Genomic DNA, 23523 nt, shown 5'->3' with positions numbered 1-23523 from the left:
TCGAGCAGGAGCCACGCGCTGTTCATGCTTCCCATCGAACCCGCGGCGGACCTCCCGGACAACCCGAACGACGTTTCTCTGACGCCCTCCTGACGAATCTTCACCCGAGGCCGGGGACGGTGGAGACGATCAGGTCGATGACCTTGATCCCGAGGAAGGGCAGGGCGAGTCCGCCGAGGCCGTACACCGTGAGGTTGCGGCGGAGCAGGTCGTGGGCGGAGGCGGGCCGGTACCGGACACCGCGCAGGGCGAGGGGGATCAGGGCCACGATGATCAGGGCGTTGAAGATGATGGCCGAGGTGATCGCCGAGGTCGGGCTGTGCAACCCCATGATGTTGAGCGCCTCCAGGCCCGGATAGGCGCCCGTGAACATGGCCGGGATGATCGCGAAGTACTTCGCGACGTCGTTGGTGATCGAGAAGGTCGTCAGCGCGCCCCGGGTGATGAGGAGTTGCTTGCCGATCTCGACGATCTCGATGAGCTTGGTCGGGTTGGAGTCGAGGTCGACCATGTTGCCGGCCTCCTTCGCGGCCGATGTGCCCGTGTTCATCGCGACACCGACGTCGGCCTGCGCGAGGGCCGGGGCGTCGTTCGTCCCGTCACCGGTCATCGCGACCAGCTTGCCACCGGCCTGCTCCTTCCTGATGAGCGCCAGCTTGTCCTCGGGGGTCGCCTCGGCCAGGTAGTCGTCGACCCCGGCCTCGTGAGCGATGGCGCGCGCGGTCAGCGGATTGTCGCCGGTGATCATGACCGTACGGATGCCCATGCGGCGCAGTTCCGCGAACCGCTCCCTGATGCCGTCCTTCACCACGTCCTTGAGGTGGACGATCCCGAGGACGCGCGGGCCGTCCCAGTCGTTGACGGCGACCAGGAGCGGCGTGCCGCCGGCCCCGGAGATCCGGTCGCTCCAGGCACGCGCTTCGCCCGGCACCCTCCCGCCGTACATCTCGACCCAGGCGATGACCTGCGCCGTCGCGCCCTTGCGGATGTGGCAGGCGGCGCCGTTGTCCCAGCGCAGGTCGATACCGCTCATCCGGGTCTGTGCGCTGAACTCCACGAACCGGGCGTTCGACAACTCGCCCTCGGCCGGGGCGCGCAGCCCGTACCGCTCCTTCGCGAGGATCACCACGGACCGGCCCTCGGGTGTTTCGTCGGCGAGGGAGGCCAGCTGCGCGGCGTTCGCGAGCTGTGCCTCCTCGACACCGGGCAGCGGGACGAAGTCGGCGGCTTCGCGGTTGCCGAGAGTGATGGTGCCGGTCTTGTCGAGGAGGAGGGTGTTGATGTCGCCCGCGGCCTCGACCGCGCGGCCCGACATGGCGAGGACGTTGCGCTGCACGAGCCGGTCCATGCCCGCGATGCCGATCGCGGAGAGCAGCGCGCCGATCGTCGTCGGGATCAGGGTCACGAGCAGGGCGACGAGGACGGTGGTGGAGGGGGCCGCGCCGGCGTACGCGGCCATGGGCTGGATCGCGACGACGACCAGGACGAAGACGACGGTGAGCGCGGCGAGCAGGATGTTCAGCGCGATCTCGTTCGGTGTCTTCTGCCGGGAGGCGCCCTCGACCAGGGCGATCATCCGGTCCATGAAGGAGTGGCCGGGGCGCGAGGTCACCCGTACGACGATCCGGTCCGACAGCACCGTCGTACCGCCCGTCACTCCCGTCCGGTCGCCGCCCGACTCGCGGATGACCGGCGCGGACTCGCCGGTCACGGCGGACTCGTCGACCGCCGCGACGCCGTCGACGACATCGCCGTCGGCCGGGATCAGCTCGCCCGCCTCGACCAGCACGAAATCGAAGAGCTGGAGGTCGGTGGCGGCTACGGCCTCCGTCTCGGCCCGGTCGAGGTCCGTGCCGTACCGCCAGTGCTTCAGCCGCAGCGCCACCGTGTCCGTACGCGCCTTGCGCAGCGACTCGGCCTGCGCCTTCCCGCGGCCCTCCGCCACGGCCTCGGCGAGGTTGGCGAAGATGACCGTCAGCCACAGCCAGACGCTGATCACCCAGGTGAACACGGACGGGTTGAAGACCGCCGACAGTGTGGTGAGCACCGAACCGACGCCGACGACGAACAGCACCGGATTCCGTACCAGGGCCCGCGGATGCAGCTTGCGCACGGCATCGGGGAAGCACGTCACCAGCTGTACGGGGTCGAGCAGCCCACCCTGCGCCGAGCGCCGCCGCTTCGGTGCGGGGGTCGGGTAGCGGGGCGGCGCGGCAGGAGCGGACGGCGCGTTCGGCGTCGGGGGAGCGGAGGGCGCCTGCTGGGGCGCGGGGGAATGCATCGCGGAAGACCTTCTGATGAAGCCCGGCCGTCGCGCCCGATCGGCGCAGGCCGGGAGAGCAGGGCAGGGCCGCCCTCGTCCGCGCCCCGTGGGCACGCGGAGATTCTCCGAGGCCCACGGGACGGCTGCGGACGGACAGCGACGCTCGCGGAGCGGGGGCACAGGAGTCGGATGGGAGGACTGCCGTGCCCCCGCGGTCCGGGGACGATCAGGCCACTGACGTCCACGGGCCGGTGAGCGACCGAGAAGAAAACTAGGCCCACGGGAAGCCGTCGGCGGCACTGGAGCGCCCGAATTTACGGCCCTCTGACGGACGTTGGTTCTTACTGTCAAGGGCCCGTCAAATCGGACCGGCGGAGCATCAGGACCGCGTCAATGCCGTCGGGCGGTGTCCTGGGGCACGCGGACGTCCCGGCGGCCGTCAGTCCCGGTGCCCGTCACCCGATGCCTTCAGCAGCCGCTCCAGCTCGCTTCCGGCCTCGTCGTACCCGGCGTCGGCGATACGTTGCAGCTCGCGCAGGTCGCCGGTCGCGGCCGCGCGGCGGGTGAGGAGGAACCCGGCGCGCGGGGATCCCTCGTCCAGCAGTTCGCTCAGTTCGTCCAGGTCACCGGCTGCGTCCACGAGGTCGGCCAGCCGGTCCAGCGCGGATTCGTTGCCCGCGTCGGCGAGCTCGCGCAGGGTCTCCCGATCGATGTTCACGTTCTCCATGTCGCCATGATGCGACCCTGCCCCAGGGGAAAGGTCAAGTGGGACGATGGTCGGGTGATCACCATCGGGCAGCTGGCCGGCTACGTCGGAGTATCGATCAAAACCATCCGCGTCTACCACGACAAGGGACTACTCTCCGAGCCCGACCGGGACGCGTCCGGCTACCGGCGATACGGCGCCGACGACGTCATCGACCTCATCAAGATCCGGACGCTCGCCCAGGCAGGCGTCCCCCTGGCCCGCATCCAGGACCTGAAGTCAGCGACCGATGAGGAGTTCCGACAGGCGCTGCACGGGATCGACGAGGAGCTCACCGCCCGCATCCGTGACCTGAGGGCGACACAGGGGCGCCTGCGCCGACTCGCCGCGGGGGAGTCGGCAGCCGTGCCTGCCGAGGTCGCCACCCACCTGGAGCAGCTGGCCGACTGGGGATTCACCCCGCGCTGGGTGGAGCTCCAACGCGATCTGTGGATCCTGGTCTTCGCCACCCAGCCGGAGCACGCGGGCGCTCTCTTTCGCGACCAGTCGGAGTCCCTCGCCGACCCGGCGCTGCGACAGCTCTTCCTCGACTACGACCGCGCGCACGACCTCGACGCCCGGGATCCGCGCATCGACGAACTCGCCCAACGCATCGTCGAGGCGACGCGGGAACGCTACGGAAGCGGCCCCGATGAGCTGCCCGAGCTGGACCCGGCCTCCGAGATCCCCGCACTCGTCCAGGCGACGGTCAACGCCTCGTCCCCGGCCTGGCGGCGACTCGACACCCTCATTCGCGCTCGACCGGAGGCATGATCGGCGGGACTTCAGGGGGCGCGGATCGCCGCGGCTGTCGCCCCGGCGGGAGGCGGCGAAGGCGAGTTCGCTCTCGAACCCGGACAGCAGCGCGTCGAGTGCGCAGTCGAAGCGCGCCCGGGGCGGCGTTCTCGCCCGACTCGCGGGCGGCGACCAGCGGCGGGTACGTGTCAGGGTCCAGCGAGGCCATGCTGTCGGCCCCGCCGACATGGCCCGCCTGCGCGGTGGTGTGCCCGACGACGAAAATGGTCAGCGAGTAGAGGACGTCCAGAGTTCTGGGCAGCGGGAAGCCCGCCTCATGCAGGATGGGTGGTCACCACCACCGGTGACGCGCACGGTCCGGATACGACGGCCCGGACCGTCACCACCACACCGACGACGGTTGTACGACCGGTGGGCCGTCCCGGTCCGCGATCACGAGGGGGTCGCGGACCGGACGGCCCCACCGCCGGCCCCATCGCGCTTCTCCAGGCCGTGACCGCCCCGAACAGGATCAGCAGGAGCGTCAGCCCGCAGCCCATGTCGCGAAGTGAGTCGTCCAAGGGGGAAGCCCGGACGTCGGAGGGCATCGACGGCGCCCATCCGGTGGAATCCTGCCGTCGCCCTGACGCCACGACCGCCGCTGGGACGGTTCGCCCGGGACGGAACCTAGCGGGTCACGCGCCCCACGAGATCGGCGAGGAGGTCGGGTTCCTCCTCGATCACGAGGTGTCCGGCGCCTTCGACGATGCCGAGCTCGACTCCGAGTCGTCGCCGTACCGCGTCTTCGAGGCGGCGCGGTGGCAGGAAGACATCGTGCTCGCCCGTGACGACCCGGCGGGGGACGCGCCGGTCGGGCACGGTGGCCAGTCCCGGGGCTCCGCTGGACCTGGCGTGACGTGCGACGAGCGTCATCCAGTCCACGAGTTCGGGCCGGGGCGTGCCGCTGCCGGCGTACATGGTGCGCAGGAGCCGAGCGCTGTGCCGGGGCCGCGGTAGTGCGAGCCAGGCGGCGGAGGCCCCCAGCACACCGGGTGTCAGACGCAGCCGGGTCAGACCGCCGGGGGAGACGAGTACCTGTCCGTCGATGCGGGGGGAGGCGCTGGACAGGGCGATCGCCGCGCCGAAGGAGTGGCCCAGCACGATCACGGGACCCGGCCCCGCCGCGCACTTCTCGACGACCTCGGAGAGCCAGCTTCCGTACCAGTCGAGCCGGCCTTCGGCCAGACCGCGCTCGTCCGAGCTCAGTCCCGGCTGCCCCGGGACGTCGGCGAGCACGGTCCGGTACCGACGGGCGAGCGCTGTCGCCAGCGGGAGGACCGTGGCCGCGTTGAAGTTCGTGCCGGGTACGACCACCACGGTCGGGCCACTGCCCTCCGCGACGACCACATGGGTGTCTGCACCATGGGCCTCGAACGTCAGCCGCTCATGGGGAACGCGCCAAGATGCCAGCATTTCGGCACACCAGTGCCGAACGGCATCCCGACCGGCTGTGCTGCGGTAGATCGACCTCACGCGGCGAGTATCACACGGGCCAAATCCCCGGAGGGGAGGCAGAGTTGCCGCCCCGGTCAGGGGGGCGTCCATTCCGGGGAAGTCAGCCCTTCCCGCGGGCTCCGCCGGGGTGGTCATCACGCTTGCCGATCGTCACCCGCCGCCCGTAGGAAAGGTCGGCCAGATGGAGGGACGGGCCTCGGCCTGGCGATCGTCAGGGGCATCGTCGAGGCCCACTCCGGCCGGGCGGACGTCCGTAACGTCTCCGGCGGCTGCCGCTTCGAACTGACCCTGCCCGCGCCGGAGGGCTAGCCCGTCTCTTTCGGATGAGAAACGAGCCCAGCCGCCTGGAGGGGCGGGTCCGCGGTGCCGGGCGCGAGCTCGGCCGTCCCGGTGGCGAACGGCACCGTCGGTCGCCAGCCCAGCTCGCGGCGCAGCCGCGTGGAGTCGGCGGTGATGTGCCGGACGTCGCCCATCCGATACTCGCCGGTGACGACCGGGGCCGGGCCCGTGCACGCGGCGGCCAGCGCCTCGGCCATGTCGCCGACGGTCCTCGGGTCGCCGCTGCCGACGTTGTACGCCGCGAAGCCCGGCCGATCCGCCAAGACGTCCAGCGCCACGGCGTTGGCCGAGGCCACGTCCCGTACGTGGACGAAGTCCCGCCGCTGCCCCCCCGTCCTCGAAGACGCGCGGCGCCTCCCCTCGCGCGAGCGCGGACCGGAACAGGGCGGCCACGCCCGCGTACGGAGTGTCGCGGGGCATCCCCGGCCCGTAGACGTTGTGGTAACGCAAAGAGATCACGCGTCCGCCGATCGCGCGGGCCCACGAGGCCGCCAGATGCTCCTGGGCGAGCTTGGTGGTGGCGTAGACGTTCCGCGGGTCTCCGGCGAGGCGCCCGACGGGCCGCGCGTCACGGATCCGTAAGAAGATCGTTGACTACTCATTCACTCGAACGGCCCCGTCCACCTCGCTGAGGGCGCCCGTCCTGCGCCAGGCTCGGGATCAGGGCCGCGTCGAGTCGCCCGGCGCGGCCGCACCTCGGAGAGGGAGACGCATGGCCCACGCACCCCAGGCCACCACCGGGAGGAGCGCGCCGGCCGAGTCGGCAGGTCCAGGCGATGAGCCCAGCGAGGCGCTTCGATCGGCGACGATCTGTCCCGGTCCTTGTGCCCGCACGTCGTGACGGGTGGGAGGGACGGGTGAACGCACACCCCCAAGAACCCCGCGAACAGGGGGGCCGCGACGGTCCTGGGCGACGTAGCCGACCGGAACCGGACGCCACCGACGCGGAACGCGGCCGACGGAGTGTGTGGGACGAGGCGATCCTCGACGCCGTCTTCGCACAGTCCGACGTGGGACTCCACGTCCTGGACACGGATCTGCGGATCGTCCGCGTGAACGCGGTCACCCTCGGCTTGCTCGGCGTCCAGGCGGAGCGCATGGTCGGGCTGCCGGCGGCGGAGGCCTATGCCCCTGTCGGGGTCCGTGTCGACGGGACCATGCTGCGCGAGGTCCTCGCCACGGGACGCCCGGTGATCGAACGACTCGTCACGAGCCGTCCTCCTGCCGATCCGCAGAGCAGGCGGGTCTTCTCGCAGTCCGCGCACCGACTCGAAGACCGTGCGGGGCACGCACTCGGGGTGGTCGTCACGAGCACGAACGTGACCGAGCGCGAACGCGCACAGGACCGGCTTCGACTGCTGCACAGCGCCCGCGAACGGATCGGCTCCAGCCTCGATGTGGAGCGCACGGCCCGGGAACTCGTCGATGTGACGGTGCCCGACTTCGCCGACTGGGCCGTCGTCGCCCTCACCGACGCCGTACTGCAGGGAAAGGAGCCCGGTCTACAGGCACAGGACAGCGTGCCGCTCCTGCGCTGCGCGGCGGCCGGGAGCGCGGGCGGGGACATGCCCGTTCCGGAGGCAGGAGCCATCCTGCTTCCCGGTGTCTTCGGAGACGCCCTGTCCGCGACCGCTTCCTCGATCCTGTCAGTGACGGGCGGACGCGACACCGGTACCGGGATCGCGGCGCCGTTGGCGGTTCGCGGGCAGATCTTCGGTGCCGTCGCCTTCCACCGCCCGGCAGGGGCCGAGCCGTACCGGGCCGACGACCTCGATCTCGTCGACGGCATGGCCGCCCGTACGGTGACCTGCCTGGAGAACGCCCTGCGGTTCACCCGCGAGCACATCGTGATGACGGCGCTGCAGAGCTGGCCGCTGCGCCCCGAGCGGATCACCCAGAGGGCCGTCGAAGTCGCCCAGCGGCACCGGTCCGGCGGACGCGGCGCCGGCTCCTGGTTCGACGTCATCCCCCTTCCGGGGGCGCGAGTCGCGCTCGTCGTGGGCCAGGTCGAGCACGCGGGACTGAGTTCCGTCGCCACCATGAGCCGGCTGCGGACCGCCGTCAACAGTCTGACCACCCTCGATCTCGACCCGCACGAACTGCTCGCTCGGCTCCACGCCACCACCCTCCGGCTCGCCGCCGAACAGGACGATCCGTCCGACGCGGGCGTCCCGACCGCGAGCTGCACGATCGCCGTCCACGACCCGGTCGGCGGGCGGCTGGACATCGCACGTGCCGGCCGTTCGTTGTTCGTCGTCGTCCACCCCGACGGAACAGTCGACACGGAGCCGGTCGACGACGGCCCCCTGCTCGGGGCCGAGGGGCCGCCCTTCGCCTGCTCCTCGCACTTCCTGCCCGCAGGAAGCATCCTCTGCATGGCCTCCGCGGCGGCATCCGTCGACGACGGCCCGTCAACGGCAGCCGTCGTCAACGCCCTTGTCCACCCCGAACGCACCCCGGAGGCCATGGCGGACGACGTGGACCGGCTCCTGGCCCCCGACCGGGTCCTGCTGGTCGCCCGCACACGCCACCTGCCGCCGAGCGAACTGGCCGAGTGGACCGTTCCCTTCGACTTCTCGGCCGTCGCCACCGCACGGAGTCATGTCGAGTCGCGCCTCCGACAGTGGGGACACCCCGCCGACGCCTTCACGGCGACGCTGGTGGCCAGCGAACTCGTCACCAACGCGATCCGCTACGGCGCGGCCCCCATCACGCTCCGACTCATCGCGGATTCAGCTGTTTCAGTGGGGCTCATCTGCGAGGTCAGCGACGCCGGCGCCGCCGCCCCGCATCTCCGGCACGCCAGAGCCGTCGACGAAGGCGGCCGCGGACTGCTCATCTGCGCCACCGTCGCGGAGAACTGGGGCGTGCGCTACGCCGACGACGGAAAGACGGTGTGGGCCGAAATCTGATGCGACGGGCGGGGGCGCAAGGGTGGCATTTGCCGCAATATGCACGGATTGCAAAGGAATGATCCTATGGAGCGACAGTGCGCCAGACCACGCAACGGAGCGGCCGTATGAGCACCCTGCCCTCGTTCGAGGACACGACGGACTTCGAGAACGCCGATCGGGGGTTCATCAGCGCTCTCGTCCCAGGCGTCGTCAAGGCGGCGGACGGCCGTGTCGTCTACGACAACGACACCTACGCCTTCCTCAAGGGCGACTGCCCCGACACCGCGCACCCGAGCCTGTGGCGCCAGGGGCAGCTCTGCGCCCGACAGGGCCTGTACGAGGTCACCGAGGGCATCTACCAGGTTCGCGGCCTGGACCTCTCCAACATGACGATCGTCGAGGGGGAGCGCGGGATCGTCGTCATCGACCCGCTCATCTCCGCCGAGACCGCCGCCGCGGCCCTCGCGCTCTACCGGGAGCACCGTGGCGACCGCCCGGTCACCGGGCTGATCTACACCCATTCGCACGGCGACCACTTCGGCGGCGCCCGTGGCGTGCTCCCGCACGGCACCGAGGAGGGTGTACCGATCCTCGCGCCGGCCGGTTTCCTGGAACACGCGGTCAGCGAGAACGTCTACGCCGGCAACGCCATGGGCCGCCGCGCCGGCTACATGTACGGCGTCATGCTCCCCACCTCGCCGGCGGGCCAGATCGGCGTGGGCCTCGGGCAGGCCACCTCGACCGGCGTCATCGCCCTCGTCCCGCCGACCGTGGACATCACCGAGACCGGCCAGGAGGAGACGGTCGACGGGGTGCGGATCGTCTTCCAGCTGACGCCGGGCACCGAGGCGCCGTCCGAGATGAACTTCCTCTTCCCCGACCACCGCGCCCTGTGCCTGGCCGAGAACGCCACGCACAACATGCACAACGTCCTGACCCTACGCGGCGCCGTCGTCCGCGACTCGCGGATCTGGGCCCGCTACCTCGACGAGGCGATCGAGTACTTCCACGGGCGCTACGACGTCGGCTTCGCCTCCCACCACTGGCCGACCTGGGGCCACGACAACGTGGTGCGGTTCCTCTCCGAGCAGCGTGACCTGTACGCGTACATGCACGACCAGACGCTGCGGCTGCTCAACGACGGCCTGACCGGCGTCGAGATCGCCGAGCGGATCGAACTGCCGCCCGCCCTGCAGAAGTCCTGGCACGCCCGCGGCTACTACGGTTCACTCAGCCACAACACCAAGGCGATCTACCAGCGTTACCTCGGCTGGTACGACGGCAACCCCGCCCACCTCTGGGAGCACCCGCCGGTGGAACTCGCGGTGCGGTACGTGGACCTGGCCGGCGGCCCCGCCGAAGCACTCGCCAAGGCGCGCACGTACATCGAGAGCGGTGATCTGCGGTTCGCCGCGACGGTGCTCAACCACCTCGTCTTCGCCGATCCGGAGAACGCGGAGGCGAAGACCGCTCTCGCCGGGGTGTACGACGCGCTCGGACACGGTGCCGAGAACGCCACTTGGCGGAACTTCTACCTGACGGGGGCGAAGGAACTCCGTGACGGCCCGTCCTCCGACATCGTCGACCTGTCCAACCCCGAGATGTTCATGGCGCTCACGGTCCCCATGCTCGTGGACTCGATCGCCATCCGGGTCGACGGGCCGCGCGCCTGGGACGAGGACATCACGATCGATCTCGTGCTCATCGACGAGAACGCCCGTCATCGCCTCACCCTGCACAACGGCGCCCTCACCCATCGGACCGTGGAGGGCGAACCCCGGACTCCCGCCGGTCTGACCCTCACCCTGACGAAGGCACGGCTCCTCGGTGTCCTGGCCGGGAAGGGCGTGGACGGGGTGGTCGTCGACGGCGACCCGGAGCTGCTGGCCCGCCTCTTCTCGTACGTGGCGAAGCCGGACCCGAGCTTCCCGATCGTCACCCCCTGACCGTGTGACCGGAGGTCTCCCTCCCGTGCACCCGCGCAGGTCGCCAGTGATTGTTTCACGCCTCTGAACAGGGCTGCGAGACAAAACCGCCCGGTTGAAGACTGGGGTCGTCGGGCCGACTGGCGGTCCTGCCGGCGCACTGAAGCGCCTTCACTTCACAAGGGGAACGAGATGTTCACTGCACAGCGCACCTCCAGGATTCCGGCCGGTGCGAGGACGTCCGTCCGGATGGCTGTCGTCGCGCTCGGCGCGCTGGCCGTCGCGGCGCTCGGGGCGGCGCCGGCGTCCGCGGTCACCGGATCGAAGGCCCACGGGGACGACTACGCCTACGTGGACGGCCGGTACGTGTACGTGTACGACGGCGAGCGTGACGGCAACGGTGTCTACGCGGAGTACGACCTCGTCAACGGTCAGACCGGTAACCGCCTCTGGGACGGAACCGGGCACGACAACGTCGGCAACAGTACTTGGGCGTCGGTCGACGTGAAGCGGTTCCGGGTGTGCGAGGACCACAAGGGGTGCTCGTCCTGGAAGTCCTGAACACGGCCTGACGGGGGGCGGTGGGGTCGCACGGACGCGTGCGACCCCACCGCGGCACAGGAGCCGCCCCTGTGTGCCTCATCCGAGTCGGCCGTCATCACCGCTACCGGCCCGTGGGCCGGGTGAGGCCGCCCTGCCCGCTCAGCAGGTCGCCCGGTGTGGATGGTCCGGGATGTAAGTGGCCCACTGCCGGGGTGAGAGCGGGCCGAAGCGGGTGCACAGATCGGTCGCGAGTCGCTCGGGGGCCAGTGCCCGGGCGGCGAGACGCGTGTGTGCTCCTTGGGTGTACAAGGTCTCGCCGTCCCGCGAGAAGGCGAGCTCTCTCACCCTGTCACCACCGGTGGGCAGGGGCGCGCCGAGGGGAGCGCGGGAGGGAACGTCCCACAACCTGATACGGCCTGTCCGCGTCCCGACCGCGAGTGTGCGGCCGTCGGGGGAGAAGGCGAGGGCGGTGACAGGCGTCGGCGAACTGTCCGGGCCGTCGGAGAGGCCGTCGCTCAGCACACCTCGCGGGGACTTCATCGCACCGTCGTAGAGCCGGACGCGGCCCGACCCGTCGGCCACGGCGAGGATGTCGCCGTCGTGGCTGAAGGCCATGGCGTCGCCGAAGTCCCTCTCCGTTCTCTCCCGGACCTGCTGGGCCTGTGGCAGGCGCAGGACGATTCCGTCGTTGAGTGCGATGAGCGGCCGGGTCGGGTGGACGGTCAGTCGTGTCGCGGCGGACCCTTCCCGGAAGTCCGTGAGCCGTCTGGAGTGGGTGAGGTCCCAGACGGACCCGGCGACGATGCCGTAGACGACCGGGGTTCCCTTGCCGCTCAGGACACCGAGGGAATCGGGTGCTTCCCGCCCGGGGGTCGACGGCACGGCCGGCATCGGGCGGCGGGCCCGGACGTCCCACATCTGGACGTTCGGAGGGGTGACGCGTACCGCTCGCGCGCCGGAGCCCTCGGCGTAGACCGTGAAGGCGAAGAATCTTCCGTCCGGGCTGAAGGACGCGACGGGCCGGAGGGCCCGGGCGTGGTCGAAGCCCACGGCCGGCGTTCTGCCCAGCAGCCTGCCGCCCTTGGTCGTACGGAGTTCGAACCACAGACGTCGGCCGTCGATCCTCGCCATGGCAACGACGTCGCCGTCGGGACTGAGCCGGGCCGGGTCGCCGTTTCCGTCCTGCCATGGGGCGGTGAGGACGCTGCGTGCGTTCACGGTCCGCACGGTCCGCCCGGCCGCGCCCAGGTACCGGATGACCCCGGCGGTGGTGTCGACGCGTACGTCGTAGGGCTTGTCCTGAGGAACGGCCACCCTCAGCACGTGCACGCCCTGAGAGCCGTCGAAGGCGTCCGGCACGTCGTCCGGGTCGCGGGTGTTTCGCCACAACAGGAGTGCGTCGTTCGTCAGGCCGGCGAGAAAGCGGGAGTCCCGGCTGAAGGAGACTTCCGAGAGCCCGCTCTGCGCGAGTTCCGGCAGGGTCGCCCCGGTGACGGTGTCGATCCGTTCGACGCCGGAATCCCTCAACACGGCCAGGGTTCTGCCGTCGGGGCTGAATCGCAGGGAGCCGGGTCGGCACGGCGGTCTGCGGACCTCCTCCGGCACGGCCGGGGTTTCGAGAGGACGGAGTCTCCCGTCGGGCAGGTGCCGGATCTCGACACGGTCACCGGTACCGCACCGGGCCAGCAGGCGGCCGTCCTCGCTCAGGGCGACGGCTTCTGTGACGTCCCGAGCGCCCGGGAGGGTCAGGAGGCGCCGCTTGCCCGGCACGTCCCAGACCTCCGAACGGCCGCCCAGGGCGAAGGCGATGCGGTGGCCCCCGCGATCCAGGGCGATCTGTTGGGTGCCGTCGGCCTCCGGAACCGGAACGACACGTCGTACACCCGTCGGCACGTCCCACACCGCGATCCCGCCGACCCCTGAGGACGCGGCAGCGGCCCGCCGACCGTCCGGGCTCCATGTCGGGATTCCCGCGGCGGACGCGACGAAACGGGGGTCGTCGCCGGTGTACGCCGTCGCCGCGCCGCGAAGGGAGTACGGGGCCCGTCTCGCGTGGGTGGCCGTATTCCATTCCTGCACGTGCTCGCCCTGCTGCACCCGGAGGGTCGTTCCATCGGGGCTCAGGGACGCGTGGGAGGTCTCGGTGTTCCGGGTGAGGGGGGTGAAGTCCGGCTCGCTCGACTGTCCCAGGGTCGCGAGGAGGGCGGCGCGGCTCTCCTGGGTGGGACCGAGGCGCCATGCCGCGATGCTGAGCCGTGCGGCCAGTGTGGGGTCGGTGGTGCGCAGGCTGTCGGCGACGGTCGCGGTGCGACGTGCCGCGTTCTGCGCCCGTTGCTCGTTCTTGGCGCGGTTCTCCTGCAGGGCGATCGCCGTTCCCAGGATCGAGAGGATCACGAGGACGCCGAGAACGCCGGTGGTGGCGCGCGTGATGCGGATCTGCCGACGCCTGGCCCGTGCGCTCGTCTCCAGGAACGCACTTTCGACTCCGATGAGTTCGCTCTTCCGTTCGGGCGGCGCGAAGGCTTGGGTGGCAGCCGTCAGCCGGGTGCCGCGCAGCAGTGCGCCCGGGTCGCGGTCCACCGCGTTCCACAGCTCCGCTGCCTCGGTGAGGCGGCGGTGGAGGCGGAGGTGGTCGCGGTCTTCCTCGATCCACCGGGCGAGGCGGGGCCAGCCGGTGATGAGCGCCTCGTGCGTCAGATCGACGCCTTCGTGATCGAGGGTGACGAGGCGGCCGCGCACGAGGTGGGCGAGGACTTCCCTCGCCTCAGGGCCGAGGTCGTCGACTTCGACGCGGGTGGTGGGACGCCGGGTGTCCGGAGTGCCCTCGCCCGGCGTGACCAGGCGGAGCAGCATCCTGCGGGCCAGATCCCGCCGGTCCTCGTCGAGCCGGGCGTAGACGGATTCCGCGTTCTGGGCGATGGATCCCCGCAGTCCGCCGGCCAGTTCGTAGGCGTCGAGGGTGAGGGTACGACCCTGGCGTCGACGCCAGGTCTCCAGCAGGACGTGGGACAGCAACGGGAGGGCGGTGCGTTCCGCGGTGACCTCGTCGAGGAGACGGGCCGTCAGACCGCGCTCGACGATCAGACCGTGCGCGGCAGCCGGTTTGGTGATCACCTGACGCAGTTCCGACTCGCTCATCGGACCGACCGGCAGGCCGGCCGCACGGATCACGGCGGCCAGCTCCGGGTGTTCGAGGCACGGGCCGTAGAAGTCCGCCCGGATGCCGAGGACCACGCGCAGCCGGCTGTCGGCCCGCTCCGCGGCAAGCAGGGCGGCGATGAAGGCGGCGCGCTGGTCGGGGACGGTACAGAGGGTGAAGACTTCTTCGAACTGATCCACGATCACCCAGGTGTCACCTTCGCCGTCCGCGGGGACGAGGGCCGGCAGGTGGGTGTCGAGGGGGTGAGCTCCGGGGGTGAGGATCCGGACCGCCGCTACGCGTGGACCGGTGCCTTCCGGGTGGGAGGGCCGGCGGAGTCGGGGGATCAGGCCGGCGCGAAGGAGGGAGGACTTGCCGCTTCCGGAGGGACCGAGCACGGCGACCACGCGGTGCTCGTGCGCCAGAGCGTGGAGATCGTCGCTGAGCCGGTCGCGCCCGAAGAAGACGTCCTGATCGCCCGGTTCGAACCGGGCGAGACCTCGGTACGGGGACGGGGTGTCGTCCTCGTGCTCCCGTACGGCCAGTTCCTGGGACACGGCGTGCCAGCGTCCCTCCCAGACGGTGGGGTCCGCGCCGCAGGCGGTCGCGTATGCCCGCACAACCGGCAGCGAGGGCAGCTGTTCGCCCGCCGCGGCCCGTGACAAGGTCGCCACCGAGTAACCGGCCCTGCGAGCCAGCGCGGCGTAGGTGGGGCCACCCGCTTCCTGGCGTAGTCGGCGCAGGTCATGGGCGAGCCGGGCCACCGGTCCCGTATCGGGGTCCAGTGGCTTTTCCTGACGTCCCACGGGTGCGCCCCTCTGCCAGGCGGCACCGCCGACCGGTTGCCTGCCGATCTTGCACTCAAGCGGTACCGGGGCAGGGCAAGCAAGGCGCTTTCGCGCCGTATGGGACGGCCGGACCGTCTTGTCGCCGGAACGGGGCCGCCGCGACTGTCCGTCGGAGCACCGGTCTTCACCCCCCTCCGTGACCCAGGCCCCCCGAGTCACCCCAGGGGTGTCTCCCGTGCGCCGGTGCGGACGCGGTGGGCCGTGTCGCGCAGCCACAGGGCGCTGCGCTTGGGTGTACGGGTCTGGGTGGCGTAGTCGACGCGGACGAGACCGAAGCGCTTGTCGTAGCCGTACGCCCACTCGAAGTTGTCCAGGAGCGACCAGGCGAAGTAGCCACGGACGTCGGCGCCCCGGGTGCGGGCCTCGGCCACGGCGGCGAGGTGGGACGCGAGGTAGGCGGTGCGGTCGGAGTCCTCGACGTAGCCGTGGGCGTCGGGAACGTCCTCGTACGAGGCGCCGTTCTCGGTGATCACCATCGGTGTGGCGGGATAGTCGCGGGAGATGCGCAGCAGCAGGTCGGTGAGGTCGTGCGGCATCACCTCCCAGCCGAGGCCGGTGACCGGCAGGCCGCCGTGCGGCAGGTTCCGGGTGACGGGGATGCCGTGTGCGTCCGCGGTGGCGCCGTGCTCGTCGACTCCCGAAGTGCGCATCGAGCGGTAGTAGTTGACGCCCAGGGTGTCGACAGGGCTGGAGATGATCTCCAGGTCGCCCTCCTTGACCGGGATCTCCAGGCCCCGCACGGCCAGGTCGTCCACGAGGTCCTGCGGGTACCGGCCGCGCAGGATCGGGTCGAGGTAGAAGCGGAATCCGAGGGCGTCGGCCCGGCGCGCGGCCTCGCGGTCGGCCGCCGATTCGGTGGCGGGCCGGCTGGTGCCGAGGAGGTGGGTGACGGCCAGGTCGAGGGGGCGGCGGGCGGCGGAGCGCAGGCGCTGGACCGCGAGTCCGTGGGCGAGGTGCAGGTGATGCACGGCACGCACCCCGTCGGCGAAGGAGCGGCCCCCGGGAGCGTGGACGCCTTCGACGTGGCCGAGGACGGCCGAGCAGAACGGTTCGTTCAGGGTGGTCCAGTGGGTGACGCGGTCGCCGAGCCGCTCGTGGACGAGTTCCGCGTAGTCGGCGAACCGGTGGGCGGTGTCGCGGGCGGGCCAGCCGCCCGCGTCCTGGAGCTCCTGCGGCAGATCCCAGTGGTACAGGGTGAGCCAGGGGGTGATGCCGTGCGCGAGGAGCTCGTCGACGAGGCGGTCGTAGAAACCGATCCCCGCCGGGTTGGCCGGCCCCCGCCCGTGCGGCTGGACGCGGGACCAGGAGACGGAGAAGCGGTACGTGTCGAGGCCGAGGGCGGCGAGCAGGGCCACGTCCTCGGGCATCCGGTGGTAGTGGTCGCAGGCCACGTCTCCGGTGTCGCCGTTGTCGACGGCGCCGGGGATACGGCAGAAGGTGTCCCAGATCGACGGGGTGCGCCCGTCCTCGGCGGTGGCCCCCTCGATCTGGAAGGCGGACGTGGCGGCGCCGAAGCGGAAGTGCGGCGGGAGGAGGTCGATGAGCGCGTCGTGGTGGGCGGTGGCGGACGGTGCGGGCGCGGTCATGGGGTGCTCCTGTGTCGAGGCGGCGGACGGGAAAGCGGCCCGGCCGCCCTCGCGGGCGTCCGGGCCGGGTGCGGGAGACGGATCAGGGCAGGCGGTGGTTCTCGTCGAGCACGACACCGCGTTCGGGGCGGTACAGGTCGAAGCCCCGTGTGTCGCACTGCAGGCCGCCGACGATGCAGTGGTCGACGAGGGCTTTGAGGGTGCGCTCCTCCCACGCGTTGAAGAAGTCGTAGTGGAAGGAGTAGCCGCGGCCACTGGCCAGGCGGACCTGGCTCATGTCGCCGTTGACCGGCCACGCCATCTTGAACTCGATCATCGGCAGCGCGACCGGGTGGGAGGCCGGGCACATGTTGTCGTTGGTGCCGGGCTTGACCACCGGGTACGCCATGTGGCTCTTGTGGTCGGGGGTGTCGAGGTACAGGCCGTTCCAGCAGCTGGGGGCCTGCATGCGCAGGTTGAGCTGAACGTCGGGCCGGCTCGGACAGCTCGCCGGGATGTCGGTGTTGAAGAAGCTGTCACCGCATTCCCAGCCCTCGACGAACCCCTTGTGGCTGCGGAACTCCTCGGCGGTCTGCATCGGGTTGCCGACGACGAACCGCAGACCCTTGGGGAAGGGCCGCACGCTCCGGTAGTCGGTGACGCCCGCCTTGTAGTAGATGACCTGCGGGCCGACGGGCAGGATCTTCTGGTCGCCCTTGTACAGCGAGGGCATCCAGTACGCGGAGGCGTCCGCGGGCGCCTTGCAGGTGGTGCTGCCTCCGTAGAGCGAGCCGGTGGTGCTGGCGGCGTTCGTGGAGGTGTTGCCCATGAACGTGTGGTCGTGGGACTTGCCGAACTGGCCCGGGTAGACGATCGGGTCGTCCGGCGCGGTGTGGGTGACCGAGCAGCCGGCCTGGAACTCGTGATGGTAGGCCGGGGGCGGGGTGGCCGTGGACGGGGTCACACCGGTGACCTGGGGTACGGCCGGGATGTAGCCGTCGCCGTCGGCGTCGTCCCCCGAGGGGAGCGCGGAGGCCGCCATGACGTGGCCTTGGGCCGCGCCCGCCGCGTGCGCCCCGTGGGCGGCGGCCGGGGCGGTGGTCTCCCCGTGGGCGGTGGCCGCGGTGTAGGTGTCGACCGTCAGGGCGGAGACGCCCAGGGCGGCGCTGAGCAGTAAGGCGGACAGGGTCCGGCCGCGGATTCTCATCGTGATCTCCTCGTTCTCCTCAGGGGGTCAGCTGTAGATGCCGAACTCGTGGAGCGAGTAGCCCCAGCCGGTGCCGCGCGCGGTGAGCTGGAGCCGGACGTACCGTGCGGTGGCACCGGTCTCGATGGTGTCGATGTCGCCGTTGCCTGTGGTGGTGGCGTGGATGGTCCGCCACGTGTCGCCGTCGTCGGAGACCTGGACCTCGTAGGCGCGGGCGAAGGCCGGGTCCCAGACCAGCTGGAGCCGGTTGAAGGAGCGGACCGAGCCGAGGTCGACCCGGATCCACTGCGGGTCGCTCCAGTCGCTGGCCCAGCGGGTGGTGGTGTTGCCATCGGTCGCGTTGGTCGCCGGGCAGGGGCAGTCGCCGTAGGAGGCCTGCGCGGAGGAGGCGGTGGTGGGCTTGTTCAGGGCGATGTTGGTGCCGGCGACCGGCGGGGCGACGACCTTGACTGACTTCGTCTCGATGCCGGCGTTGCCGCGGCCGTCCTCGGCCTGGACGTACACCTTCCACACGCCGAGCTTCTCGGGCGCGGTGACCGCGAAGGTGCCGTTGCCGAGGGAGCGGTACGGGGCGTCGATCAGGCGCTTGTCGCCGTTGGCGTAGTTGCCGCTCAGGAGGATCTTGGTGGTGACGGGGTCGCCGTCGGGGTCGCGGACGGCGGCGCGGACCGTGAACTCGCCGCCGGCCGGGGCGGATCCGGCGGGGGTGACCGTCATGTTGCTGATGACCGGCGGGGTGTTGTCGCCGGCGACGGAGCCGGTGTACGCCTTCTTGAGGGAGTAGTACGAGAGGCGCTTGAGGCCGTCGGGGAGCAGGTTGAACCAGACGCCGCCGAAGTCGTGCTCGATGCCGTAGTGGAAGACGGTCGCGCCGAGGGCGACGCCCTGGTGGCCGGTGACGCAGTTCCAGGCCTTGGTGTACCCGTCGGCCTTCTGCACGTCGGTGGGCTCGTCGGGGACGCCGTTGGCGTCCTTGGGGGTCTCCCACTCGCCGGCCGGCCCGGTCTCGGTGATGATGTACGGCTTGGTGTAGCCGCCCTCCACCCAGTCCTCGCGGACCCCGCAGATGTCGCCGTAGGCGTTCATCGAGTAGAGGTCCAGGTCGGGCGCGTTGCGCTGGTAGTAGGGCCAGGCGCCGGTCCACGCGTCCGTGGAGGTCACGGGGTGGTCGGGGTCGATGGAGTGGATCTTCTTGGCGACGTCGTTGACGAAGGTCGTGTACGCGTTGCGCTGGGCCTCCAGCTCGGCGCCGCTGTAACAGTTCTGCAGACCGAGGACCGACTCGTTGCCGACGTTCCACATGAGGGTGGCGGGGTGGGACTTGTAGGTGTCGACCCACTTCGCGAACTCGGTGAGCGAGCTGCTCTTGTACGCGGTGTCCGTCACGTAGTTGACGCAGCCACCGGAGCCCGGGCCGCCGCCGGGCTGGAGCCAGAAGCCGTTGATCACCTTGACGCCGTTGGCGGCCGCCGCGTCGAGCAGCGGCTTGGTGCCGGCGTCCGTGCCCCAGGTGCGGACGGTGTTGACGCCCATGGACTTCACGTCCGGCATGTAGCGGGGGGCGTCGGCCATCGCGGGGCCCCAGGTGACGCCCTTGACGGTGTACGGCTGCCCGCCCACCGTCAGCTGCCAGTTGCCCTGCGTGCCGCTCACACGGACGGCGCCGCCGGGTTCGGGCTGCGTGGACCCGCCGCCGTACACCTGGAACTCCCAAAGGGAGTAGCCGTAGCCGGTGCCCCGGGTGACCCCCTGGAGGCGTACGTAGCGGCCCTTGCCGGTGACCGCGAGGTCGTCGGTGCCCCCGTCGCCCGAGGTCACGGACTTGACGGTGCGCCAGTCGGTCCCGTTGTCGGAGAGCTGGATGTCGTACGCCTTGCCGTAGGCGCCCTCCCAGTTGAGGACGACGCGGCTGATGTCGGCGCTGCTGCCCAGGTCGACCTGGATCCACTGGCCGTCGGTCCACTGGCTCGCCCAGCGGGTTCCGGTGAGGTCGCCGTCGACCGCGGCGGAGGCGGCCCAGGCGGCGCCCTCGCTCGACGAGGCGGTGGCGGTCTTCCCCTGGGACAGGAGGGTCTCGGCGGCGGTGGCCGGGGCGGCGGTCAGCGCCGTCGCCGAGGTGGCGAGCAGGGCACCCAGGGAGACGAGTGAGCCTGTCGTACGGGCGCGGTCGCGTGCGCGGCGCCTTCGTGTCGTGGGGGCATGGGGCGCGGTCATGGCGGCTCCTGGACGGAGGGGGAGGGGGATCGCCTTCCGGGCGGCGCGGCGGGGACTGGGCGCCGCCCGGAAGGGGTGGGAGGGCCGGGACGCCCCGGATGGGCGGGGCGTCCCGGCGGGACCGTCAGGGGAAGGAGACGACGGTGGACGGCACGGTGGAGGTGCCGGCGGGGATGGTGGAGGCCCCTGTGTCGTTGATGACGTGGTTGTAGTGGCCCATTCCGCCGAGGGACACGACCAGGAGGCTGTGGAACTTCACCCCCGGCTTGACGGGTGCCTTGAAGCCGTGGTCCTGGACGATCGTCGGGTCCACGTTGTAGTTGCAGTAGCTGCCGAGGCCCCAGGCCTCGTGGGTGTTCACGGAGTCGTCGACCCGGTAGGCGGCGTACCCCTTCGTCGAGCCGTTCTGGATGGCGGCCTGGTTGGGGGCGTCGTACGCCTTCTCGTTCTGGTAGAAGATCGTGCGGCCGCGCTCGCCGTACCACTCGACGTCGTACTTGTTGAAGTGCTCGACGAACAGACCGGTGGCGAGGACGTCGTCGCCGTTGACGCGGACGCCGTAGTCGGCCCGGTTGGTCTCCCAGCCGACGCCCTCGCCGTGGTCGGCGCGCCACACCCAGGTGTGGTCGATGATGGCGTCGTCGCTGTTCACGACCACGCTGGTGGTGGCCTTGCCCGCGCCCGCGCCGCCGATGCGGACGTACACGTCCTGCACGGTGGTGGGGTTGGCGGTGTGGTCGGCGGCGGAGTTCTGCGGTCCGAGCTCCAGCAGGACCGGCGAGTTGACCGGGCCGGCGTCGATCAGGAAGCCGGCGAGGCGGACGCCGTCGACGTCGGCGACCTTCATCGCGGTGACGCCGTTGTCCGGGATGATGGTGGCGAGGCCGAGGCCGAGCACGATGGTGTTGGCGCGGTTCACGTTGATGGTCTGGTCGACGTGGTAGACGCCCGGTGTGAACAGCAGGTGCAGGCCCTGGGCCAGCGCCTGGTTGATGGTGGCGGCGGTGGCGCCCGGCTTGACCACGTAGAACTGGCTCAGCGGGATCGACTCGCCCTGCGGGGCGCCGTTGGCCCAGCTGGTGCCGCGGGCGTTGACGCGCTTGGCGGGGGCGAAGACCTTGTACTCGTTGCCGTCGAGGTAGAGGTACGGCTTCTCGCGGGAGGTCGGCGTGGTGTCGAGCGTGGTGTAGCGGGGCTCGGGGAAGGAGGTGGCCGGAGCACCCTCGACGCCCGAGAAGGTCTGGTTCCAGACGCTGTTGGACCAACCGCCGATGGAGCTCTCCCGCGTGTACCACTGCTGCTGGGAGTAGTTGCCGATCTGGCCGTCGACCTTGGAGTCGGCGATGTAGCCGCCGCTGGCCCAGCCGTAGCCGTTCGGCGCGAGGTTCAGGCCGCCCTTGACGTGCATGCGACGGAAGGAGGAGGCCTGCGAGACGGCCCAACGGTCGGTGCCGTTCACCGGGTTGAGGGTCAGGCCCTCCGCGCCGCGCCAGAAGTTCTGGGTGGCGTTGCCGTTGAACCAGCCGGCGTCGACGGTCACGTCACCGTTGATGGTGGTGTCGCCGGGGCGCAGACCGAGGCCGGCTATCTGGGTGTAGAAGCCGATCTGGGCGTTGAGGCCGTTGTACGTGCCGGGCTTGAAGAGGAAGGCGTGCCGGCCGCTGCCGAACTGGGCCGACTCCTGCTCCTGGAAGACCTGGTCCAGCTTCGCCTGGACGCCCGGTGTGGACGGGTCGAAGACGTGCACGTTGGGGCCGAGGTCGCCGCCGCCGGGGAGCGTCGGGCCGGTGCCGCCGGTGGTGCCGTAGACCTGGAACTCCCAGAGGGAGAAACCGTATCCGGTGGCGCGGGTGAGGCCGTTCATGCGGATGTAGCGGCCGGTGCCGGAGAGCGTGACGTTGTCGGTGCCTCCGTCGCCCGCGCTGACGGTGGTGACGGTCCGCCAGTCGGTGCCGTTCTCGGAGGCCTGGATGTCGTAGCTCTTGCCGTACGCCGCTTCCCAGTTGAGGACGGCGTGGCTGAGCGTGGCGCTGCTGCCGAGGTCGACCTGGATCCACTGGGCGTCCTGCCAGGCGCTGGCCCAGCGGGTTCCGGTGAGGTCGCCGTCGACGGCGGCGGAGGCGGAGAAGGCGCCGCCCTCGGTGGAGGAGGCGGTCGCGGGCTTCCCCTGGGAGAGCAGGGTGGGGGCCGCTTGTGCCGTCGTGGCGGGACCGAGGGCGAGCAGGCCGCCGGCCAGTGACGTGACAAGTGCGCCGACGGTGGCCCGGCGGACGCGTGAGGCGGGTCGCCGGAAGACCGGCGGGGACCCGACGGAAGACATGGGGTCTCCTCTGGATACATGGGGGAAACGTGGGAGAGCGCTCTCCCGAAACCTTGCCCGCAGGGCGAGTTGACGGTCAAGGCGTATGGCACGACTTTTCTTTTGGCTTTCATTAAGTGTCGACGCCAACCGGTTCCAGCCAGGCGTGGACCGTCCTCCCACCGGACACACGGCACCGTTAAGGTGCGCAGGTGGGGAATCGAGGACCGACTCTGGAAGACGTCGCACGCGAGGCGGGGGTATCGCGCGCGACGGTGTCCCGCGTCGTCAACGGCGTGCGCAACGTGGCCCCCGACATCCAGGAGAGCGTGCGCGAAGCCATCGCCCGCATCGGCTACACGCCCAACCAGGCTGCCCGTTCCCTCGTGACACGACGCACCGGGACCGTGGCCCTGGTGCTCTCCGCCACGGGGAGGTCCTTCACCGCCCGGGTGTTCTCCGACCCGTTCTTCGGGCGCGTGGTGGACGGTGTCCTGCCCGTCCTGCGCCGCCGCGCGATCCAGCCGGTGCTGCTCGTCGCCGAGTCCGAACAGGCCAGGGCCCAACTCGTGGAGTACCTGCGGCAGGGTGGCGCCGACGGAGCCCTGGTCGTGCCGCTGGACGAGAACGACCCGCTCCCGTCGATGCTGGTGGCGGCGGGCCTTCCCACGGTGCTGTTCGGCCGCCCCCGTGACGGGGAGCGGTGCGGCTACGTCGACCTCGACAACCCCGCCGGCGCGCGGCTGGCCGCGGAGCACCTGTGGGCGACCGGCCGGCGACGCCCGGCCACCATCGCCGCACCCGTCACCGCACCCACGGCGGACGAACGCCTCGACGGCTTCCGTCAGGCGCTCGCGGCGCACGGGGTGACGTCGGTTCCCGTCGTACGGGGCCGGTTCACGGTGGACAGCGGGAGGCGCGCCATGGCCAGACTCCTGAAGGACCACCCGGAGATCGACGCCGTGTTCGCCGCCAACGACCTGATGGCCCAGGGAGCCTGTCAGTACCTGCGTGAGCAGGGGGTCTCTGTCCCCGGCACGGTGGCCGTGGTGGGCTTCGACGACTCGGTGGCAGCGCGGAAGGCACAGCCGCAGCTGACCACCGTGCGCCAGCCCGTGGAGCGCATGGCGGCCGCGATGGCCACGCTGTTGGTCGAGCAGCTCGACGGCGCCCGGTCCGAGACGGCCGCGAAGGTGTTCGAACCGGTGCTGGTCGTACGCGAGTCCACCTGACCCTCCCGGCGACGGTCGCGGTGACGGTGCTGCGGGACCCGGTGAGCACGGAGACGGTAC

Annotated in this window: 13 protein-coding genes and 2 pseudogenes; 6 read left to right on the top strand and 9 right to left on the bottom strand. The window is 71.0% G+C overall.

Annotation, left to right across the window (positions count from 1 at the left end; all coding sequences use genetic code 11):
- Positions 1-100 precede the first annotated feature (100 nt).
- On the bottom strand, positions 101-2281 hold the full coding sequence (gene kdpB, locus OG514_RS36410; RefSeq protein ID WP_266902165.1) for a potassium-transporting ATPase subunit KdpB: 2181 nt from the start codon (positions 2279-2281) through the stop codon (positions 101-103).
- A 421-nt stretch (positions 2282-2702) separates the two neighbouring features.
- Positions 2703-2990: a hypothetical protein gene (locus tag OG514_RS36405; RefSeq protein ID WP_266902163.1), complete on the bottom strand. Its 288-nt coding sequence runs from the start codon at positions 2988-2990 to the stop codon at positions 2703-2705.
- 54 nt (positions 2991-3044) lie between these two features.
- Between OG514_RS36405 and OG514_RS36400 the strand changes: the two genes are divergently transcribed.
- Positions 3045-3782: a MerR family transcriptional regulator gene (locus tag OG514_RS36400; RefSeq protein ID WP_266902161.1), complete on the top strand. Its 738-nt coding sequence runs from the start codon at positions 3045-3047 to the stop codon at positions 3780-3782.
- A gap of 648 nt (positions 3783-4430) precedes the next feature.
- Here the strand turns inward: OG514_RS36400 and OG514_RS36395 are convergent.
- Entirely contained in the window at positions 4431-5216 is a 786-nt protein-coding gene (locus tag OG514_RS36395; protein ID WP_266902159.1) for an alpha/beta fold hydrolase, read from the bottom strand.
- Positions 5217-5444: 228 nt separating this feature from the next.
- Between OG514_RS36395 and OG514_RS36390 the strand changes: the two are divergent.
- A pseudogene (locus OG514_RS36390) lies at positions 5445-5567 on the top strand (ATP-binding protein); the annotation flags it as partial.
- Here OG514_RS36390 and OG514_RS36385 read toward each other — a convergent pair.
- Positions 5564-6137, bottom strand: a pseudogene (locus OG514_RS36385) (NAD-dependent epimerase/dehydratase family protein); the annotation flags it as partial. The pseudogenes OG514_RS36390 and OG514_RS36385 sit on opposite strands and share 4 nt — an antisense overlap.
- A 425-nt stretch (positions 6138-6562) precedes the next feature.
- Here OG514_RS36385 and OG514_RS36380 point away from each other — a divergent pair.
- The 3 genes from OG514_RS36380 to OG514_RS36370 all read left to right on the top strand — a co-directional run bounded on the left by OG514_RS36380 (position 6563) and on the right by OG514_RS36370 (position 10977).
- On the top strand, positions 6563-8509 hold the full coding sequence (locus OG514_RS36380; protein ID WP_266902157.1) for a SpoIIE family protein phosphatase: 1947 nt from the start codon (positions 6563-6565) through the stop codon (positions 8507-8509).
- 107 nt (positions 8510-8616) lie between these two features.
- Entirely contained in the window at positions 8617-10437 is a 1821-nt protein-coding gene (locus OG514_RS36375; protein WP_266902155.1) for an alkyl/aryl-sulfatase, read from the top strand.
- A 171-nt stretch (positions 10438-10608) separates the two neighbouring features.
- On the top strand, positions 10609-10977 hold the full coding sequence (locus OG514_RS36370; protein ID WP_266902153.1) for a hypothetical protein: 369 nt from the start codon (positions 10609-10611) through the stop codon (positions 10975-10977).
- Positions 10978-11118: 141 nt separating this feature from the next.
- Here the strand turns inward: OG514_RS36370 and OG514_RS36365 are convergent, their stop codons facing one another.
- The 5 genes from OG514_RS36365 to OG514_RS36345 form a co-directional block, all read right to left on the bottom strand.
- Complete coding sequence (locus OG514_RS36365) at positions 11119-14904, bottom strand: helix-turn-helix domain-containing protein (protein ID WP_266902151.1); 3786 nt, start codon at positions 14902-14904, stop codon at positions 11119-11121.
- A 197-nt stretch (positions 14905-15101) separates the two neighbouring features.
- On the bottom strand, positions 15102-16532 hold the full coding sequence (locus OG514_RS36360) for a GH1 family beta-glucosidase (protein ID WP_266902149.1): 1431 nt from the start codon (positions 16530-16532) through the stop codon (positions 15102-15104).
- An 82-nt stretch (positions 16533-16614) separates the two neighbouring features.
- A complete protein-coding gene (locus tag OG514_RS36355) occupies positions 16615-17718 on the bottom strand; it encodes a DUF1996 domain-containing protein (protein ID WP_266902147.1) in 1104 nt (367 codons plus the stop codon).
- Between the two features lie 27 nt (positions 17719-17745).
- A complete protein-coding gene (locus OG514_RS36350) occupies positions 17746-19932 on the bottom strand; it encodes a discoidin domain-containing protein (RefSeq protein WP_266902145.1) in 2187 nt (728 codons plus the stop codon).
- 124 nt (positions 19933-20056) lie between these two features.
- The gene (locus tag OG514_RS36345) at positions 20057-22252 is read right to left on the bottom strand and encodes a discoidin domain-containing protein (RefSeq protein WP_266902143.1); all 2196 of its coding nucleotides are present in this window, start codon (positions 22250-22252) and stop codon (positions 20057-20059) included.
- 191 nt (positions 22253-22443) lie between these two features.
- Between OG514_RS36345 and OG514_RS36340 the strand changes: the two genes are divergently transcribed.
- Positions 22444-23463: a LacI family DNA-binding transcriptional regulator gene (locus OG514_RS36340; protein WP_266902141.1), complete on the top strand. Its 1020-nt coding sequence runs from the start codon at positions 22444-22446 to the stop codon at positions 23461-23463.
- Positions 23464-23523 lie beyond the last annotated feature (60 nt).

It is taken from the genome of Streptomyces sp. NBC_00572 (assembly GCF_026341815.1).
In the GTDB taxonomy this organism is placed as follows: domain Bacteria; phylum Actinomycetota; class Actinomycetes; order Streptomycetales; family Streptomycetaceae; genus Streptomyces.
Note: the sequence above shows the minus strand (reverse complement) of the source record. Positions and strands in the feature narration are given on the sequence as shown.

Bases quoted from the DNA above. Each gene is read 5' to 3' on its own strand.
- OG514_RS36350 (WP_266902145.1), bottom strand. From the start codon at position 19,932: ATGACCGCGCCCCATGCCCCCACGACACGAAGGCGCCGCGCACGCGAC.
- OG514_RS36345 (WP_266902143.1), bottom strand. From the start codon at position 22,252: ATGTCTTCCGTCGGGTCCCCGCCGGTCTTCCGGCGACCCGCCTCACGC.
- kdpB (WP_266902165.1), bottom strand. From the start codon at position 2,281: ATGCATTCCCCCGCGCCCCAGCAGGCGCCCTCCGCTCCCCCGACGCCG.
- OG514_RS36355 (WP_266902147.1), bottom strand. From the start codon at position 17,718: ATGAGAATCCGCGGCCGGACCCTGTCCGCCTTACTGCTCAGCGCCGCC.
- OG514_RS36360 (WP_266902149.1), bottom strand. From the start codon at position 16,532: ATGACCGCGCCCGCACCGTCCGCCACCGCCCACCACGACGCGCTCATC.
- OG514_RS36375 (WP_266902155.1), top strand. From the start codon at position 8,617: ATGAGCACCCTGCCCTCGTTCGAGGACACGACGGACTTCGAGAACGCC.
- OG514_RS36395 (WP_266902159.1), bottom strand. From the start codon at position 5,216: ATGCTGGCATCTTGGCGCGTTCCCCATGAGCGGCTGACGTTCGAGGCC.
- OG514_RS36370 (WP_266902153.1), top strand. From the start codon at position 10,609: ATGTTCACTGCACAGCGCACCTCCAGGATTCCGGCCGGTGCGAGGACG.
- OG514_RS36405 (WP_266902163.1), bottom strand. From the start codon at position 2,990: ATGGAGAACGTGAACATCGATCGGGAGACCCTGCGCGAGCTCGCCGAC.